General features: G+C 59.7%; 14 protein-coding genes. 10 read left to right on the top strand and 4 right to left on the bottom strand.

The genetic code is table 11. From position 1 onward, the window contains the following. Positions 1-44: 44 nt before the first annotated feature. The 8 genes from FIV05_RS25415 (at position 45) to FIV05_RS25380 (ending at position 9,420) form a co-directional block, all read left to right on the top strand. A complete protein-coding gene (locus FIV05_RS25415; protein WP_152512076.1) occupies positions 45-1,397 on the top strand; it encodes an ATP-binding protein in 1,353 nt (450 codons plus the stop codon). A 249-nt stretch (positions 1,398-1,646) separates the two neighbouring features. Continuing rightward, positions 1,647-2,084, top strand: coding sequence for an RT0821/Lpp0805 family surface protein (locus FIV05_RS25410; protein ID WP_152511428.1), 438 nt, complete (start codon positions 1,647-1,649; stop codon positions 2,082-2,084). A 150-nt stretch (positions 2,085-2,234) separates the two neighbouring features. Beyond that, positions 2,235-3,716, top strand: coding sequence for a hypothetical protein (locus tag FIV05_RS25405; protein WP_152511427.1), 1,482 nt, complete (start codon positions 2,235-2,237; stop codon positions 3,714-3,716). 158 nt (positions 3,717-3,874) lie between these two features. Further along, entirely contained in the window at positions 3,875-5,008 is a 1,134-nt protein-coding gene (ccmI, locus tag FIV05_RS25400; protein WP_152511426.1) for a c-type cytochrome biogenesis protein CcmI, read from the top strand. A gap of 62 nt (positions 5,009-5,070) precedes the next feature. Then, positions 5,071-5,520, top strand: coding sequence for a cytochrome c maturation protein CcmE (ccmE, locus tag FIV05_RS25395; RefSeq protein WP_055658701.1), 450 nt, complete (start codon positions 5,071-5,073; stop codon positions 5,518-5,520). Between the two features lie 34 nt (positions 5,521-5,554). Next, positions 5,555-7,540 carry a heme lyase CcmF/NrfE family subunit gene (locus FIV05_RS25390; protein ID WP_152511425.1) on the top strand — a complete coding sequence of 662 codons (1,986 nt, stop codon included), beginning with the start codon at positions 5,555-5,557 and terminating at the stop codon, positions 7,538-7,540. 4 nt (positions 7,541-7,544) lie between these two features. Then, positions 7,545-8,030, top strand: a complete 486-nt coding sequence (locus FIV05_RS25385) for a cytochrome c-type biogenesis protein (protein ID WP_152511424.1) — start codon at positions 7,545-7,547, stop codon at positions 8,028-8,030. Positions 8,031-8,169: 139 nt separating this feature from the next. After that, on the top strand, positions 8,170-9,420 hold the full coding sequence (locus FIV05_RS25380; RefSeq protein ID WP_152511423.1) for a bifunctional alpha/beta hydrolase/OsmC family protein: 1,251 nt from the start codon (positions 8,170-8,172) through the stop codon (positions 9,418-9,420). A gap of 25 nt (positions 9,421-9,445) precedes the next feature. Here FIV05_RS25380 and FIV05_RS25375 read toward each other — a convergent pair whose 3' ends face one another. The 4 genes from FIV05_RS25375 to FIV05_RS25360 all read right to left on the bottom strand — a co-directional run bounded on the left by FIV05_RS25375 (position 9,446) and on the right by FIV05_RS25360 (position 13,689). After that, positions 9,446-10,525 (bottom strand): DUF2336 domain-containing protein, encoded by a 1,080-nt coding sequence (locus FIV05_RS25375; RefSeq protein ID WP_022997826.1) that lies wholly within the window; start codon positions 10,523-10,525, stop codon positions 9,446-9,448. A 230-nt stretch (positions 10,526-10,755) separates the two neighbouring features. Beyond that, on the bottom strand, positions 10,756-11,418 hold the full coding sequence (locus FIV05_RS25370) for a 5-formyltetrahydrofolate cyclo-ligase (protein ID WP_152511422.1): 663 nt from the start codon (positions 11,416-11,418) through the stop codon (positions 10,756-10,758). 39 nt (positions 11,419-11,457) lie between these two features. Further along, positions 11,458-12,567, bottom strand: a complete 1,110-nt coding sequence (locus tag FIV05_RS25365; protein WP_152511421.1) for an HPP family protein — start codon at positions 12,565-12,567, stop codon at positions 11,458-11,460. A gap of 123 nt (positions 12,568-12,690) precedes the next feature. Then, entirely contained in the window at positions 12,691-13,689 is a 999-nt protein-coding gene (locus tag FIV05_RS25360) for a DUF2336 domain-containing protein (protein ID WP_022997823.1), read from the bottom strand. Positions 13,690-13,818: 129 nt separating this feature from the next. Between FIV05_RS25360 and FIV05_RS25355 the strand changes: the two genes are divergently transcribed. Continuing rightward, positions 13,819-14,469, top strand: coding sequence for a glutathione S-transferase (locus tag FIV05_RS25355; protein ID WP_209009784.1), 651 nt, complete (start codon positions 13,819-13,821; stop codon positions 14,467-14,469). A 316-nt stretch (positions 14,470-14,785) separates the two neighbouring features. Then, positions 14,786-16,321, top strand: a complete 1,536-nt coding sequence (locus tag FIV05_RS25350) for a Do family serine endopeptidase (protein WP_173013942.1) — start codon at positions 14,786-14,788, stop codon at positions 16,319-16,321. Positions 16,322-16,419: the final 98 nt, after the last annotated feature.

Here is a 16,419-nt window from a genome sequence, read left to right as displayed (position 1 = left end):
GCCGGCCCGTGAACCGGCCTCAGCGGTCGCTTGCCGCACGTCTGGTGTTCGTGGCGGCTGTATGGTCCACCATCGCGCTCGCCATCGCCGGGGTGTTCCTGGTGAGCCTTTATGAAAGAGCGAGCGAACGGGCGTTTGACGCCCAGCTCGAGGTTCATATCAAGGCACTGATTGCCGAAATGCTGGCAACCAATGCAGATGCCAGTGCTGATCAGGCAACCGCAACCCTGACTGCGCCGACCTACCGCGGCGATCCCCGGTTCTCCCTGCCACTGTCCGGCTGGTACTGGACGGTTCGACGCGCCGACAGCCCGTCGATCCTCTATGCATCGGAGTCGCTGGTGGGGGATCCGCTGAACACGCCGCCGATCGGGCAGGACGACGCCAACGCCGGGTTCATCGTCGGGCCGACCGGTGATGAAATCCGCGTGCTCCAGCAGAGAATTACCGTTGAAGACGCGGCCTATGTGATTGCCATCGGCGCTGCAACTGCAGGGTTCTGGGCGGATATCTTCGAGTTCGCTCGGCTTGTGGCCATCACGCTTTGCATTGTCGGGCTCGGGCTCATTCTGGCGATCTTCCTGCAGGTGAAATTCGGCTTGCGGCCGCTTGCGCGCTTGCGTGCGTCGCTTTCGGCCGTTCGACAGGGTGAGGCCGAACGCATTGACGAGGCTCTGCCGCGCGAGATCGCGCCGCTGGCTGTGGAACTCAACGCGCTCATCGTGTCGAACAAGGAAATCGTCGAGCGGGCACGCACCCACGTCGGCAACCTTGCACACGGTCTGAAGACCCCACTGTCGGTCATTTCAAACGAGGCAAGGGCGTCCGGCGGCCCCTTGGCTGACAAGGTGTCTGAACAGGCAACGATCATGTCGACCCAGATCCAGCATCATCTGGAGCGGGCCCGCATGGCGGCGCAGCGGCGCGTCATTGGTGTTTCATGCGAGACCGAGCCGGTTCTTGCCCGTCTCATCCGGGCCATGGGCAAGATCTATCAGGACAAAGGCGTTGATGTCGGTTTCGCGCAGTCCGGCCAGATCCGCTTTCGAGGCGAAAGCCAGGATCTGGAAGAAATGAGCGGCAATCTGATCGACAATGCCTGCAAATGGGCAGGTTCGAAGGTGCGGGTGCAGGTGGCGCCGTTGAACGATCCGGCCACGAACCGGGACATGTTCACGATCACGGTCGAGGATGATGGTCCCGGACTGACGCCTGAACAGCGCGCGGAAGCCATCAAGCGCGGTCGGCGTCTGGATGAAACCGTGCCCGGAACAGGTCTTGGCCTGTCGATCGTGGCCGATCTCGCTGCCCTTTACGGCGGCACTTTCGATCTTGACGGTTCCTCGCTCGGAGGCCTGAAGGCACGTCTGGTACTGCCTGCGCTCAGCAAGGAATAGGGGATTTACCAAACGTTCGCTTGGGCCGCCCTTGCGGGACTGTGATAGGATGTGATGCAAATAGCGGAAACAAAGACACGGTTGTGGCCAAGTTCGGCCACAAATTGAAAATAACACTGATTCATCGACCGGTTTGCGCCGGTTTCACGCCTTCTAGTGCAGTCATTTTGCGCTAGCCTTTGGAAAATGGTCAGCAATCGGATTTCAGCTGCTTCTGGTTGAAATTCGAAGAACTTGGAGCTTTCAAGAATGCGTCTTCGCGGTGCCTCGTGTCTTGCTCTTGCCTTTGTTTTGGCAGGTTGCTCCATGACGTCCGGGTCGAGAGACAGCAATACTTGGGGGTCCTTTTTCGGCGACCCGAATGCGAATGTTTCCGGCTCGGAAGCGAATACGGCCATATCGGTGCTGGTGAACAACGAGTTCGGGGACGCGCTTGAACCGTCTGACCGCAAGGCAGCCGAAGATGCCCAGAGCAGGGCATTGCGCGCGCGTGGCCTTGGGGTTTCTGTTGCCTGGCAGAACGAGCGTACCGGCCGCAGCGGTCAAGTCCGTCCCGGACCGGTCTATTTCGTCAACGAGACCAGCTGCCGCGAGTTTACGCACGAGATGGTTCTCCAGGGGCGTACCTTGCAGGCACGCGGCACGGCGTGTGAAACCGACCAGGGTGCCTGGCAGGTGATCGGCTGAACCAGCCGGCGCGGAAAAGGCTCAAGGGGAGACAGTGTCCTGGTGATGCTGTCCGAAGCCCTTTAAGTTCCCGGTATTTATTCTCAACACTTGCTTAAGTCTTCTAACGTTAAACTCGTGGTAACTAGGATCGCGATGTTGACGCTGTGAATGACATATTCGGACCAGCTTGAAACCAAAATCAAAACCTACTTGCGTAGTCTGAGCCCCAAGGCGGTTGAGGCTCTGGTCCGGAATTTGGAACGCGCCAAGGTTCAAAAACACGCCGATCCGCATATCAAGCTCGTTCTTGCCGCAGCCGTGGCACTCATTCGCAAACCGCAGCCGGTTGCGCCGAGCATGCCGGGTGGCGCTCAGCGGCGCAATCAGATCCAGCGGATGTTCTTCACGCCGCTGGATGATTTTCTGATCAACGAGATGCTGCCACAGCGGCAGGAGGGCCGAATCCAGCGGGGCATTCTCGACCGTGTCTGGAACTGGCTCGGTCGTGATGTCATGGCTGCCGACATTCGCCTTGTGCTGGAACAGGCCGGAAATTCTGCCGTTAGTGGTGAGCGTGTGGATGCCCTGGTGCAGGCGCTGCGCTCGCGTGCCGTGGACGCCATCGGCGACATGCTGCGCCGCGCGGAAACGTCCGACAAAGACAAGCGCCGAATGGCAATCGAACTTGGTGGCGAACGCGGTATCTCCGAAGTCAGGGACATTCAGAAGATCTTCGCGGCAGAACGCTGGCTGGTGCCGTTCCTGCAGAACATACCGGACCGCATCAACGAGCACCGGCTGAAGCAGGACACGGATGTACTGCGCCTCGTCGACAAATGCACCGCACGGTTTCCCGACCATGTTCCGGTGATCGCCGCCGCGCTGGTGGATCGCTCGGACATGCCTTCGGCCTTGTGTGCCTTCGCCGGACGTCTGGCGGGCGACCCCGACCCCAAGGCGATTGCCCATTCCCAGTTCGCACCGTTTGTTGATGTGGTCATGAGCGAGGCCGAACGCCTGCAGATTCTGGCGCTCGAACATCGCAACAACAATCCGGACCCTGTGGCCTTTTCTCAGGCGCTGTCGGAGTATCACCTGCTGGTCCGCGGCGTTGAACGTGACATGGATCTGTCGGTCACCGGCAGGTGGCACAAACGTTTGGCGGAAACCAAACGCAGCATTTCCAGCGTCGTCACCCGGGAATTGAACAGCGCCCACGGCAGTGTGCGGCGCGCCCTGCAGGTGCCGAAGTTCGACAAGGATGGCAAGCTGCAGATCGACCAGATCGCGATTGATGACGCTGTGCGTACGCTGCGCGTGGTCGCAATGGTTCGGAACGCCTCCGAGACCTTTGCCGTCAACGAGATCGGCAAAAGCACACGCCAGGCGGTCGAACAGACGCTTGAAATCCTGACCCGTTCTTTGATCACCGATCTTGGCAGGTCCAAGGGACCTGCGCTGGAGGCACAGATTGCCGCAGCCGACGTCGCCATCATGCTGTCGGAGATCTATTTCGGCACGGATTACGCCGCGCAGCTGCGCCGCAGCCGGCAATCCGCCTATGCAAAGGCGAGCAAGAACGCGGCCGATGCCAGTTCCGGCCCCAGTCCGGAACGCAAACTTGTCGCCAATGCTTTAGGCCGGCGCTGACGGTTCCCGCTAGGTCCTCGAAGGCGTCGCATCGCAAAGCCGGTTGCCGCAATGGATTTGACGGTCTGGCCTCATTCACTGATTTGTTTGCGCCGCGACCGCCGGTCACATCCCAGCCACCTTGCTTTTGTCCGCATTGAATTGTCTATAGTGCGGCCATGGTGTTCTGGATCCTGATTGCCCTGTTGACCGGGGTTGCGACATTGTCGGTACTTATTCCCCTATCGCGCACACGGCGCCATCAGGAGGATGCACCGGCACGTGCGGACGAGGCGGTTTATCGCGAGCAGCTTGCGGCGATCGAGACGGAACTCGAACGGGGCCTGATAGACGCCGAAGCAGCCGAGGCTGCGCGAACGGAAATCGCGCGCCGTCTGCTTGCAGCCCACGACAGGGGCGACAGCAAAAAGCAGGACGGCTCCAGGGGTGGAGGCTTGAAGCTTGCGCAGGGGCTGGCCCTGCTGGCGCTGCCAGCCTCGGCTTTCGGACTTTATCTTGTCCTTGGCTCTCCCGATCTTCCCGACCAGCCATTGCTGAGCCGTCTGAGCGCACCGGCGGAAGAACAATCCGTCGATCTGCTGGTTGCCCGTGTTGAACGTCATCTGGCGGAAAATCCGGAAGATGGACAAGGCTGGGCAGTCATTGCGCCGGTCTACCTGTCACTCGGTCAGCCTCAGGCTTCTGCGAAAGCCTATTCCAACGCAATCCGCATTCTCGGGCCGAACCAGGCCTGGCTCACCGATATGGGTGAAGCCCTGACGATTGCAAACCAGGGTCTGGTTACAGCCGATGCCCGCGCAGCCTTCGAGCAGGCCGTGTCGCTGGAACCTGCAGCCGTAAAGCCACGATTCTTTCTCGCACTGGCGCTTGGCCAGGAAGGCCGCAAGGAAGACGCGATTGCTGCTTGGCAGGCTCTCCTTCAGGGCGCTGATGAGACCGCAGCCTGGGTTGGGGCTGCACGCCAGGAAATGGCCCGGCTGACAGGAGGCGCACCGGTTGGCAACAGTTTGCCGGGGCCGTCCCAGGAGGAGGTTGCTGCCGCCAGCGAAATGGCCGCGGATGACCGTCAGGCCATGATCGCCGGTATGGTTGCCGGCCTTGCCGAGCGTCTGTCCACGGAAGGCGGATCGGTGGAGGAGTGGAACCGGCTGATCCGCGCCTATATGGTCCTGGGTAAGAAACAGGATGCGGAAAAGGCTCTTGAGGAGGCGCTGTCGGCATATGCGGACAAGCCGGAGGACTTGTCCATGATCAAGGACGCTGCCAGCCAGCTTGGTCTAACTGACGGTTGAGCGGCAGACCTGCCGCAGGCGGCGCAGTTGCGCCGGGGAATTGAAAATCGGACGCTTCGCTGATGACACGCAAACAAAGACGATTGACCCTTATCGGTTCGGCTGGCGCGGTTCTGGCCATTGCCCTGACGCTGATTCTGATCGCGCTGAGAAGCGAGATCGTGTTTTTCCAAAGCCCGACCGAAATCACCCAGAACGGCGTTGCGCCCGGTCAGCGGATCCGGCTCGGTGGCCTGGTCGAGGAAGGCTCCGTCGTGCGCTCCGACAATGCCGAGGTCAGCTTCCGTGTAACCGACACGGCCAATACGGTTGCCGTCACCTACAAGGGCATCCTGCCGGATCTGTTCCGGGAAGGGCAGGGCGTGGTGACCGAGGGTGTCGTCGGCTCGGACGGAGTTTTCGTTGCGGACAGTGTGCTGGCCAAGCACGATGAGAACTACATTCCCAAGGAAGTGGCCGAAGCGCTGAAGGCGCAGGGACACTGGCAAGGCGAAGAAGGCAACGCGAACTGATTGTTCGCAGTGCCGGTGAGGAAGAGGAACGGACATGATTGTCGAATTCGGACACTACGCACTTGTGCTGGCCTTCGCGCTGACACTTGTCCAATCCGTTCTGCCGATCTGGGGGGCGCTTCAGAAGGATGAGCGCCTGATGGCGGTGGCACCGCCGGTTTCGGTGATGCTCTTTCTCCTGGTCCTTCTGTCCTTTGTGGTGCTGACGGGGGCTTATCTCAATTCCGATTTTTCAGTGCTGAACGTTGTCGAGAACAGTCATTCGGCAAAACCCCTGATCTACAAGTTCACGGGCGTTTGGGGAAACCACGAAGGCTCGATGCTTCTGTGGGTGCTGATCCTGGTTTTCTTCGGGGCTCTTGTTGGCGTCTTCGGGGGCAACCTGCCGGCCGACCTGAGAGCGGTGACATTGTCCGTCCAGGGCTGGGTTACCGCAGGTTTTGTCCTGTTCCTGCTGGCAACGTCCAACCCTTTCACCCGGATTGCAAATCCCCCGCTGGAAGGGTCTGACCTGAACCCGATCCTGCAGGACATCGGCCTCGCCATTCACCCGCCTCTGCTTTACGTCGGGTATGTCGGCTTCTCCATCACATTCTCCTTCGCGGTGGCAGCGCTTATCCTCGGCCGTATCGATGCGGCCTGGGCACGCTGGGTGCGGCCCTGGACACTGCTTGCCTGGTGCTTCCTCACGCTCGGCATCGCGATGGGCTCCTACTGGGCCTACTACGAACTTGGCTGGGGTGGCTGGTGGTTCTGGGATCCGGTCGAAAATGCCAGCTTCATGCCCTGGCTTGCGGGCACAGCTCTGCTGCACTCGGCAATCGTCATGGAAAAGCGCGAGGCGCTTAAGGTCTGGACAGTACTGCTGGCGATCTTCACCTTTTCCCTGTCGCTTCTCGGCACCTTCCTGGTGCGTTCCGGCGTCCTGACTTCGGTTCATGCCTTTGCGACCGACCCGGCCCGCGGCGTCTTCATTCTCGGCCTTCTGTGCATCTTCATCGGCGGATCGCTCAGCCTTTACGCCTGGCGTGCACCGATGTTGAAGCAGGGGGGCTTGTTCGCACCCATCAGCCGGGAAGGCGGTCTGGTGCTGAACAACCTGTTCCTGACCGCTGCCTGTGCAGCCGTCTTTGTAGGCACGCTCTATCCGCTGGTGCTTGATGCCGTCACTGGCGAGAAGATTTCAGTCGGTGCACCTTTCTTCAATCTGACGTTCGGTCCCTTGATGGTGCCGCTGCTTCTGGCAGTGCCTTTCGGTCCGATCCTGTCCTGGAAACGGGCTGATCTTGGGGCGGCCTGCCAGCGGCTTTATGCGGCTTTCGGCCTTGCCCTGTTGCTGACGCTGGTCTCTTACTGGGCCTGGGGCATGGACAAGGTGCTGGCGCCGCTTGGTGTTGGGCTGGCGGTCTGGGTCATGGCGGGTGCGATTTCCGAAATCGTGACCCGTGTCAAATTCTTCGAAATAGGCTTCAAACGCGGGTTTGCCCGTCTTGTTGGCCTGCCGGGATCAGCCTGGGGAACGGCCACTGCCCATTTCGGCATAGGCCTTACAGTCCTCGGCATTGTTACTGCTTCCGCGTTTCAGGAAGAACGCGTCCTCACAATGCGTCCGGGCGATGTTGTCGAACTTGCCGGATACCAGATGACCTTCGAAGGCGCCGCACCGCGCCGCGGTCCGAACTACACTGAAGAAGTCGGTCACTTCTCCATCCGTCAGGGCGGAAACCTGGTGGCCGAGCTTGACCCCTCCAAGCGCATCTACACGGCGCGCCAGATGCCAACAACGGAAGCCGGTATCTATACGACGGGGTTTTCGCAGGTCTATCTCTCGCTCGGTGAAGGGCGCGGCGATGGCGCTGTCGACGTGCGCGTCTATTTCAAGCCGCTGATCACCCTGATCTGGATTGGCTGTGTGATCATGTCCCTGGGTGCGGTGTTCTCCATTGCCGACAGGCGACTGCGCGTGGGGGCTCCGAAACCGGCCCGCAAACGTCAGCAAAGTGTGGCAGCGGCGGAGTGACCGGATGATACAGCGTCTATTCCTTGCCCTGCTACTTTGTGTGAGCCTCCTTGCCGCACCGGCTCTTGCCGTTGCACCCGACGAAGTTCTGGATGATCCGGTACTGGAAGGCCGGGCCCGGGCGCTATCAGCTGAACTGCGCTGCATGGTCTGTCAGAACCAGTCCATCGATGACAGCGACGCGCCGCTGGCCAAGGATCTGCGCGTCCTGGTGCGCGAACGACTGGTCGCCGGCGACAGTGACGAGCAGGTGATCGATTACCTTGTGTCCCGCTATGGCGAATTCGTACTGCTGAAGCCCCGCTTCGCCTGGCATACAATCGTTCTGTGGGCCGCGGGCCCCGTTGCCCTGATTGCGGGTCTGATTGCGATTGTTGCGGCCCTGCGCAAGCGTTCTCGCAATCGCGCTGCTGCAAACGATGTCTCCGCCCCCAAGCTGACCGCCGAAGAGGAGCGCAGGCTGCAGGCGTTGCTGGACAAGGCCGACTGACACTTCCGCCCGTTCGTATCCGGTCTCAACAGCTGCATACCGTTCAAGATCTGCGGTCACTGTGTTCACACCAATGCGTGACTTGCATGACGGGCAGGTGTGCTTACCTGTGGCCGAGTGAACGCATGGAGGCAGAAGAATGGGACAGCATCCGCTGAAACTGGAATTTGACGGCGCGCACGACGCAAGTCTGGCGGCCCGGCTGGATCTGCCGTCAGGCAAGATCAGGGCTTTCGCCCTGTTCGCGCACTGCTTTACCTGCTCCAAGGATATCGCCGCCGCCCGCCACGTTGCCAGCGCGCTTTCGCAAGAGGGTATTGCCGTGCTCCGGTTCGATTTCACCGGCCTCGGCGGCAGTGGGGGCGATTTCGCCTCAACCGGATTTTCCTCCAACGTCGAAGACCTGAAGCGGGCAGCAGATTATCTACGCCGGAACTATCAGGCTCCACAGCTCCTGATCGGCCATTCGCTCGGCGGGGCCGCGGTTCTGTCCGTTGCCGCCGACATTCCCGAAGTGCGGGCCGTCGTGACGATCGGCGCTCCCTCCGACGCGGATCATGTGATCCGAAGCTTCAAGGGGGTGGAAGAGACGATCCGCGAGCAGGGCGAAGGAGAGGTTTCTCTCGAAGGGCGCAACTTTACCATTCGCAAGGAGTTCCTGGACGATCTGGAAGCCCAGTCGGTTCGCGACAAGGTCGCGGGTCTCGGCAAGGCACTTCTCGTGATGCATGCCCCGCTCGACGAGGTTGTCGGTATCGACAACGCCACCAGCATTTTCGTTGCCGCAAAGCACCCCAAGAGCTTCGTGTCGCTCGATACGGCCGACCATCTACTTTCAAAGAGCCAGGACGCGGCCTATGCGGCACGTGTGATTGCCGGTTGGGTCGGGCGTTATCTCGATCCTGTCGCGGAGCAGGCCGGCGACGAAGCAAAGGATGGTGTTGAAGTGGTGGAGACCGGCCAGGGCAAGTTTCAGGTCATGGTCACGAGCGGCGTACACCGGATGATTGCCGACGAACCCAAGGATGTCGGTGGGTTCGACAGCGGCCCGTCGCCCTATGGATATCTGTCCGCCGCACTCGGGGCCTGCACGGTCATGACATTGCGCATGTATGCGGAACGCAAGGGGCTGGATATCGAACGGATCGGCACCCGTGTTCTGCACGGCAAGGTGCACGCGGCCGATTGTGAAGAGTGTTCGGAAAGCGTGAAGTCGCGGAACGGCAAGATCGATCGGTTCGAGCGCTTGATCACGCTGGAAGGCAACCTTGACGAAACAACGCGGACCAGGCTCCTGGAGATCGCCGACAAATGTCCTGTCCATCGCACCCTGGAGGCGGGTGCTGCGGTGGTGACGCGGGATGTGTCGCCCGGCAAAGCAGAGGCGTGATCTGACGGGAAGCGGGGAGGCGGCCTCAGGCCGCCTGGCCTTCCAGGGTCTGCAGACGGATCTTCATGAAGGACAGCAGACGGCGCGCGTCGCGGTCTGACAGCGACTGGTAGTCGTTCGCCCAGTTTTCCGCCGTCGACTGCGGCTGCTTGTTGTGCATCGCCCGGGCCTTGCACAGCGCATTGTAGTCTGCATTTTCCACTCCCATGGCACGGCAAAGAACCGCCACGCCGGTGGAGTCGTAACGTACCATGACATTGGTGACGTATTTCTGCTCCAGCCCGGCCATTTCCGCCAGCAGGAAGCAGATGTCGAACAGATTGTTGGACAGCGACAGCTGCGTGATCGCCTTGCTGAGCGAACGTTGCCCGGCCCGAATTTCCTTCAAGGTGACCTTCGCATTGATGCGGGTCGCCTTGCGTTCCAGCTTCGAGCTGGCAACAACCTTGCTGGCCTTGTGGAAAAGATCCTGGATCAGGGTTTCGTTTTCCTTGCGCAGCTGGCGGATCTTAGCCTGCTGGGCCTCAGGCATCTGGTTGATCAGTTTGTCGTAGTCGGACTCGGTAATGTCCGCGCGCTCCATCATGGCGTCGCGGATTTTCTCGTCCTTTTCCGCCAGCTTGATCAGCAGGCGGGAGCCCCATTCGGAAAACTCCGCGCCGGAGTTGGCAGCAACAGATTGCTTGACCGGGTTCTCGCCGCGTTCCAGCAGGACATCGGTGACATTGGCTTCAAGATGCTGGCGTTTCGAAATCGCCAGCAGGTGCCCCTGGCCCATGGTCTTGGCCAGCCGCAGGATATCCTCGGTCTTCAGGGCGTTTGAGGACGTCAGCATCGGCCTGGCGATGTCGATCTCTTCTCGGGCAAGCTCATAGGCGACCTTGTTGGAAGTGTCGTCTATCGGCGCCAGCTGTTCGGAAATCGCTTTCTTCTGTTCAGGCTCCATGGTGGGAAGCATGCTTTCCAGAACCGTGTTGAACAGAGCGATTTCTTCAGTCTGGTAACTGTTTGCGCCTCGAACGAAAAGCTCGGTAACGTGTTCCACCAGTTGGTGGCGTTTTTCCGGGGTGCTTTCCTGAGCGAGATTGAGAAGGTCGTTGAGCATCTTTTAGCTGTCCGTTTTTCTTGCAACAGGACTACCGCAGAGACAGTTTACAACTGTCTAAAGCGCAGGATAAAAAAAGGATAAATCTATCGCGCTATCCGTATTAATTACAGGATAAGGCTGACATTTTACGCGCTTATGCGTGCCTCGAGCGTGTTTACTTTAGTTGATAAAGTCTCTGGGAGACCCCGCGCGGCTTTGCTTTGGATAACTACTGGTTGAAGCAAGGTTCATTTTCCCTGTTCAACTTCCAAAGGTCCGGTGTCCAGAACGACCTTGTCCATTGGCACATCCCAGGGCATTGGAAAGATGGAGTTGAGACTGCAGAAAGCGAACCCGATCCCGATGGTCAGCGGTTTGGCCGGCAGCGATGCCAGCGTGCGGTCGTAGTAGCCGCCACCGTTGCCCAGGCGGTAAAAGTGGGCGTCGACGCCAACAAGCGGGGCGATCACGACCTCGGGCACCTGCGATGAGCCTTCTTCTGGAACGGGAATGTTCCAGAGGCCTCGCACCATCTTGCAGCCTGGCTGCCACGGGCGAAAGACCAGCGGAGTCTGCTTTTCGAGAACGACCGGTAGAAGAACTGTCCTGCCCGAGTTGCAAAGCTCTGTCATCAAGGGGCGAAGGTCGGGTTCACCGCGGATTGGCCAGTAGATCGAAATCCTCTGATAGTCGAGTGCTTCAAGGACGGGGCGAAGCTTATCGATCAGCGCAGCGGTCTTTACCGCCCGCTCCGTGCTGGTCAGTCCCTTCCGCTTTTCATAGAGACGGCTGCGCTCGGATTTGCGGAACCGGCTGACATCGCGAAAGGTCTCCTGATCAACGACAAATCCGCCCACCAGCATGTCGGCGTAGCAGACAGGGTCTCCCGGCAGGTCGTCATCTTGGCTCATTCAGGAAAACTCCCTTCGCATCCCTGTGCTTTTACCGCGTCAGGCGGCCTTTCTGTCCGTTGCGGGCCAGACCAGGGCCTCAAGCAGGAGTGAGCGGGTCAGAAAACCTTCGAACACTCCGTTCTGGCACACCGGAACATGATCCAGATTATCGCGAACCATCACATGCAGGGCATCACCAAGCGGCAGGGTGCCGTCGAAAGACGTCACCGGAGCATGCAATAGGTCCCGAGCGAGGGGAGGGGTGAAGTTTGATCCGTCACCGGAGCCTTTGCTCAGGACGCTTAGGAGGTCACGCTGGTTGATGAGACCGGCAAGATGGCCGTCAGCATTCACGACAGCGACTTTGGATGTTTCGGACTGCTGCAGTTTGCTGAGGATTTCCTGAAGAGGCGCGTCTGGAGCAACATGAAGGTGTTCCAGGGCGATCGCATCTGCACAGGATACCCCTTCGAAGGGAGGCTGTATCAACTCTGCCTCGACAGCGGCCACAAGCCGGGCAAGATCGACAGCGCCGAGGTTGGTCGACTGGTGAAACTTCGACAGCAGATCCGACAGATTTTCCTCGGTCAGGCCAAGACGCCGCATTGGTGGTGGCCCACTTTGCGAAAGGCTTGTCCGGAACGGATATTTCCGACCGGAGAAACGATGAAACACCAGGCCGGATGCTACCAGTACACAAGTCATCACGGCTGTATTGAAGACGATCATCAGCGCGCCTGTTTCCGTCAGAAGCTCAGGCGACAAGCCAATCAGCAAGGCGACAGCTCCGCCAGGTGGATGCAGAGCCCGGCCGAGCATCATCGCGGCAAACGCAAGCGCGACAGCCAGAACCGGTGCGGTTTCCAACGGCAGCAAGGCAAGCGCCACCACACCGCACACCGCCGACAAGGTGTTTCCCAGAATTGCGGACCAAGGCTGTGCAAGTGGGCTGTTTGGTACGGCAAACACCAGTACGGCAGAGGCACCAAGAGGCGCCATCAGAAAAAGCGGCAGGCCGCCATATGCATGCATCAACCACACCATCAGCGCGCATGCGCCGATACCGACAGCGCCGCCCGTCATGGCCAGAAACGCTTCGGTTGGCTGCGGCCAAGGCAACGCCGGGGCAAACGCGGTCCTGAAGGTTTGTTTGGGATCTATATGCATGAAGTCGCCTGAAAAATGTGCATTTGCACAAGTTCTAGGCGAAAAATCTGGAATTGACTTGGATTTTGAAACTCAATTTTGGTCCTGTCGCGAAACGGATTTTCGCACTTGGGCCGAGGGCGATCAGGCAGCCTTCTCGTGTTTGGCTGCTTTCAACCTGATTTTCATGAGCGCCAAAAGCCGGCGGGCATCGGTGTCATCGAGCATGTGGTAGTTCGTCAGCCACTTGCTGCCGGTGCTTTCGGGAAACTTCAGATGCTTGCAGCGTTCCTTGCACACGGCCTGGAATTCCATCGCGCCGATCCCGGTGGCCCGGCAGACGGTGGCGATGCCGGTGGAATCGAAACGGACCATGAGATTGTGCACATACTTCATGTCGAGGCCGGAGAAGAACGAGAGCAAGGCGACCGCATCGAGAAGATTGTGTTCCTGGGCCAGCTGGTAGACCGCCTTGTTCAGGGTCGTCTTGCCGAGACGGATGCCCATCAGCCACGCCTTCGGGCTGATCTTGGATTGCTTTTTCACCAGTTCCGCACCGGCAGCGACTTCACCGTCGTCACGGAACAGATCTTCCAGCAGCTCCTCGTTCGACTTGCGCAAGTGACGGATGCGATCACCAAGCTGCTTGGGCATGTCCTTCACCAGGCTTTCGAACACCGGCATGGTGATCTCGGCGCCGAGGTTGGCGGCCAGCGTGTGTTTGACATCCCTGCTGCCGCGCTTGATCAGGATATTGCTGATATCGTTGCTGACGTGGTCGCGCTTGGCGAGGGCCAGAAGGTAACCCTGGTCCTTGGTTTCCGCGATCTTGCGCAGGTCTTCTTCGCGAAGCGACTTGGAGCGTTCCAGCACTGCCTGGGCCACAGGCAGGTCGTCGCTGGCCATTGCCGCGGCAAGCTTGGAGGACATTGACGGCACATCTGCAAGACGTTCGGACATCTTGCGCTTGGCGTCGTGAGCAAGGGAATCGTAGACGCCCTCGAGCATGTTGTTCAGAAGATGCGTCTCTTCGGAGCCGGGGTCGTCTGCGCGGGCAACAAGCAGGCCTGTCACGTGCTCGGCAAGCTCGTGTTTTTTCTCTGAAGAACTGTCCCTGGCAAGCTTAAGAAGCGAGTCGCTCATGTCCGTACCCTATCGGCATAAGTTTCGCCAAATTTCCTTTATAACCTGTGAAAACCACCAAGTGCTTTGTTGCAATAAGGTGATTTCGGCACTGTTGACCTTCCGGCACCGATGGGTCATTCCACGCGCATGAACGCAACCTTGATGCCGATCCTCTATTCTTTCCGCCGTTGCCCCTATGCCATCAGGGCAAGGCTCTCGATTGCCGCAAGTGGCGAGCAGGTCGAATTGCGGGAAATCGTCCTGAGGGACAAGGCACCCGAGTTTCTGGAAACGTCTCCCTCGGCAACGGTACCCTGCCTGAAGACCGGTGAAACGGTGATCGATGAAAGCCTCGAGATCATGCTCTGGGCACTTGACCGGTCCGACCCGGAAAACTGGCTGAAGCCGGAAAAAGGCGATCTCGATGCCATGCTGGAATTGATCGGCGTTTGCGATGGCCCGTTCAAGCGCCATCTGGATCGCTACAAGTACGATACGAGATATCCGGACACAGACAGGGAAACAGAGCAAGCCGGTGCTGCGGAGTTCCTTTGGCATCTGGACAGCCGTCTCGCGGCTACGCCCTGGCTTTTCGGCGACAAGGCCTCGCTGGCCGACTTTGCGATCCTGCCGTTCGTTCGTCAGTTCGCCAACTCGGACCGCAGCTGGTTCGACAGCCAGGAGTGGACGTCACTGAAAGCCTGGCTGGAAGCCTTCGAAATGTCTCCCCGCTTCCAATCCGTGATGTCGAAATGGAACCGATGGCAGGCGGGTGATACGCCAGTCGTCTTCCCCTGACAGGCGAATCGACCCCCTCGTAACGCGAGGCAGAGAACGCTCTGCCCAGGTCGCTGGCCGGCTGTTTCATGCTTCCTGCAACCGGTTTTCACCTCTGTGCATGTTCGGGACGGAAAAAACCGTAGCCAATTGAGGCCCGATGCTGGCGGTTTTCCTCACGTTTTACGCCCGGGTTCCCAACCTTACAAAACCGTAATGCCGCCGACAGGCGCCTGTAAGACTGGTTCACCTACTTTCACTTTCGAGCCTGGAGCGCTTTCCCCGCAAGCGGTCCCGGAAATGGTTTTCAAACCTTATCTCGAAAGAGGAAGACAACATGCAAAACAGTCGCTCAGTTTCTCCCCTGCGCTCCCGTCGCGCCAAACTGTTGGCAGGCGTCGTCGCGCTCGGCGCAGCCGGACTTCTGACGGCACAGACCATTGTTCCGAGCCAGTTGGCTCTGGCTGATGCTGTCCGTGTCGATACCGCGGCTCCGCTGGACTTCTCCCACGTCGTCACTGCCGTCAGCCCGGCGGTTGTCAGCGTTCAGGTCAAGCAGGCCGCAGAACCGCGCATGATGAACTTCGGTGGCGGCAACGACAATTTCGAAGACTTCTTCAAGGGCCTGCCTGATGGCCATCCGTTCCAGCGCTTTTTCCGCGAGTTCGGCGGCAAGGGTGGCGGTGACCAGCAACAAAATCAGCGCCGTGCCCCGCGCCAGTATGGCATTTCCCAGGGCTCCGGCTTCTTCATCTCTGATGACGGATACCTCGTCACCAACCATCACGTGATCGAAAACGGGACCGAGTTCACCGTGATCGACCGTGACGGCAAGGAGTATGATGCCAAGCTCATCGGCGCAGACAAACGGACGGATCTGGCCCTTCTGAAGGTCGAAAGCGACGACACGTTCACCTATGTCGATTTCGCCAAGGAAGCACCGCAGGTCGGCGAATGGACTGTCGCAATCGGTAACCCGTTCGGTCTCGGCGGCTCCGTCACGGCTGGTATCGTCTCGGCACGTGGCCGCGACATCGGCGCCGGTCCTTATGACGACTTCATCCAGATCGATGCCCCGGTCAACCGCGGCAACTCCGGTGGCCCGGCCTTCAACATGCATGGCGAAGTCATCGGTGTGAATGCGGCGATCTTCTCGCCGTCCGGTGGCAACGTCGGTATCGCCTTCGCAATTCCGGCTTCGACCGCGCAGGATGTCATCATGGAGCTGAAGGACGACGGCACCGTCGTTCGCGGCTGGTTGGGCGTTCAGATTCAGAACGTCACGGATGACATCGCGGAGAGCCTTGGCCTCGAAGAGGCCCGCGGCGCCATCGTCGCGGAAGCGCAGGAAAACAGCCCGGCACAGAAGGCTGGCCTGCGCTCGGGCGACACCATCCTTGCCGTTGACGGCACTGAAGTGAAGGGCCCGCGCGAGCTGTCCAAGATCATTGCAGCTTACGAGCCCGACAGCCAGGTGGACATCACGGTCTGGCGTGACGGCCAGAAAGAGGACGTCACTGTGACACTGGGCCGCCTGCAGGATCAGGAACAGGTTGCAGCCGTTCAGCCGGAGGCCGGCGAAAGCAAGACCAGCCTGGATGATCTCGGCCTGGTCCTGACGACGAAAGCCGAAGCTGGCCTGGAAGGTGACGGCGTGGTTATTGCCGAAATCGACCCGGAAAGCCCGGCAGCCGAAAAACGCCTCAACACCGGTGACGTGATCCTGGAAGTGGCCGGCATGAAGGTCAACAGCCCGTCCGACGTGCTGAAGGCGCTGGACAAGGCGGAAAAGGATGGCCGCAAGGCGGTTCTCTTCCGGGTTGAAAGCAACGACACGACACGGTTCGTGGCCCTGCCCATGAACCTCGCCTGATCAGGGGCCGGTTCTGCCCCGAACCGGACCTGTGAGGCAAGACCGGCCTGCCCTCTGCCCCCAAACCCCGACGGGCCGGTCATTGCCAAGGGTTTATC

This window comes from Labrenzia sp. THAF191a, from assembly GCF_009363335.1.
GTDB lineage: Bacteria > Pseudomonadota > Alphaproteobacteria > Rhizobiales > Stappiaceae > Roseibium > Roseibium algicola.
Note: the sequence above shows the minus strand (reverse complement) of the source record. Positions and strands in the feature narration are given on the sequence as shown.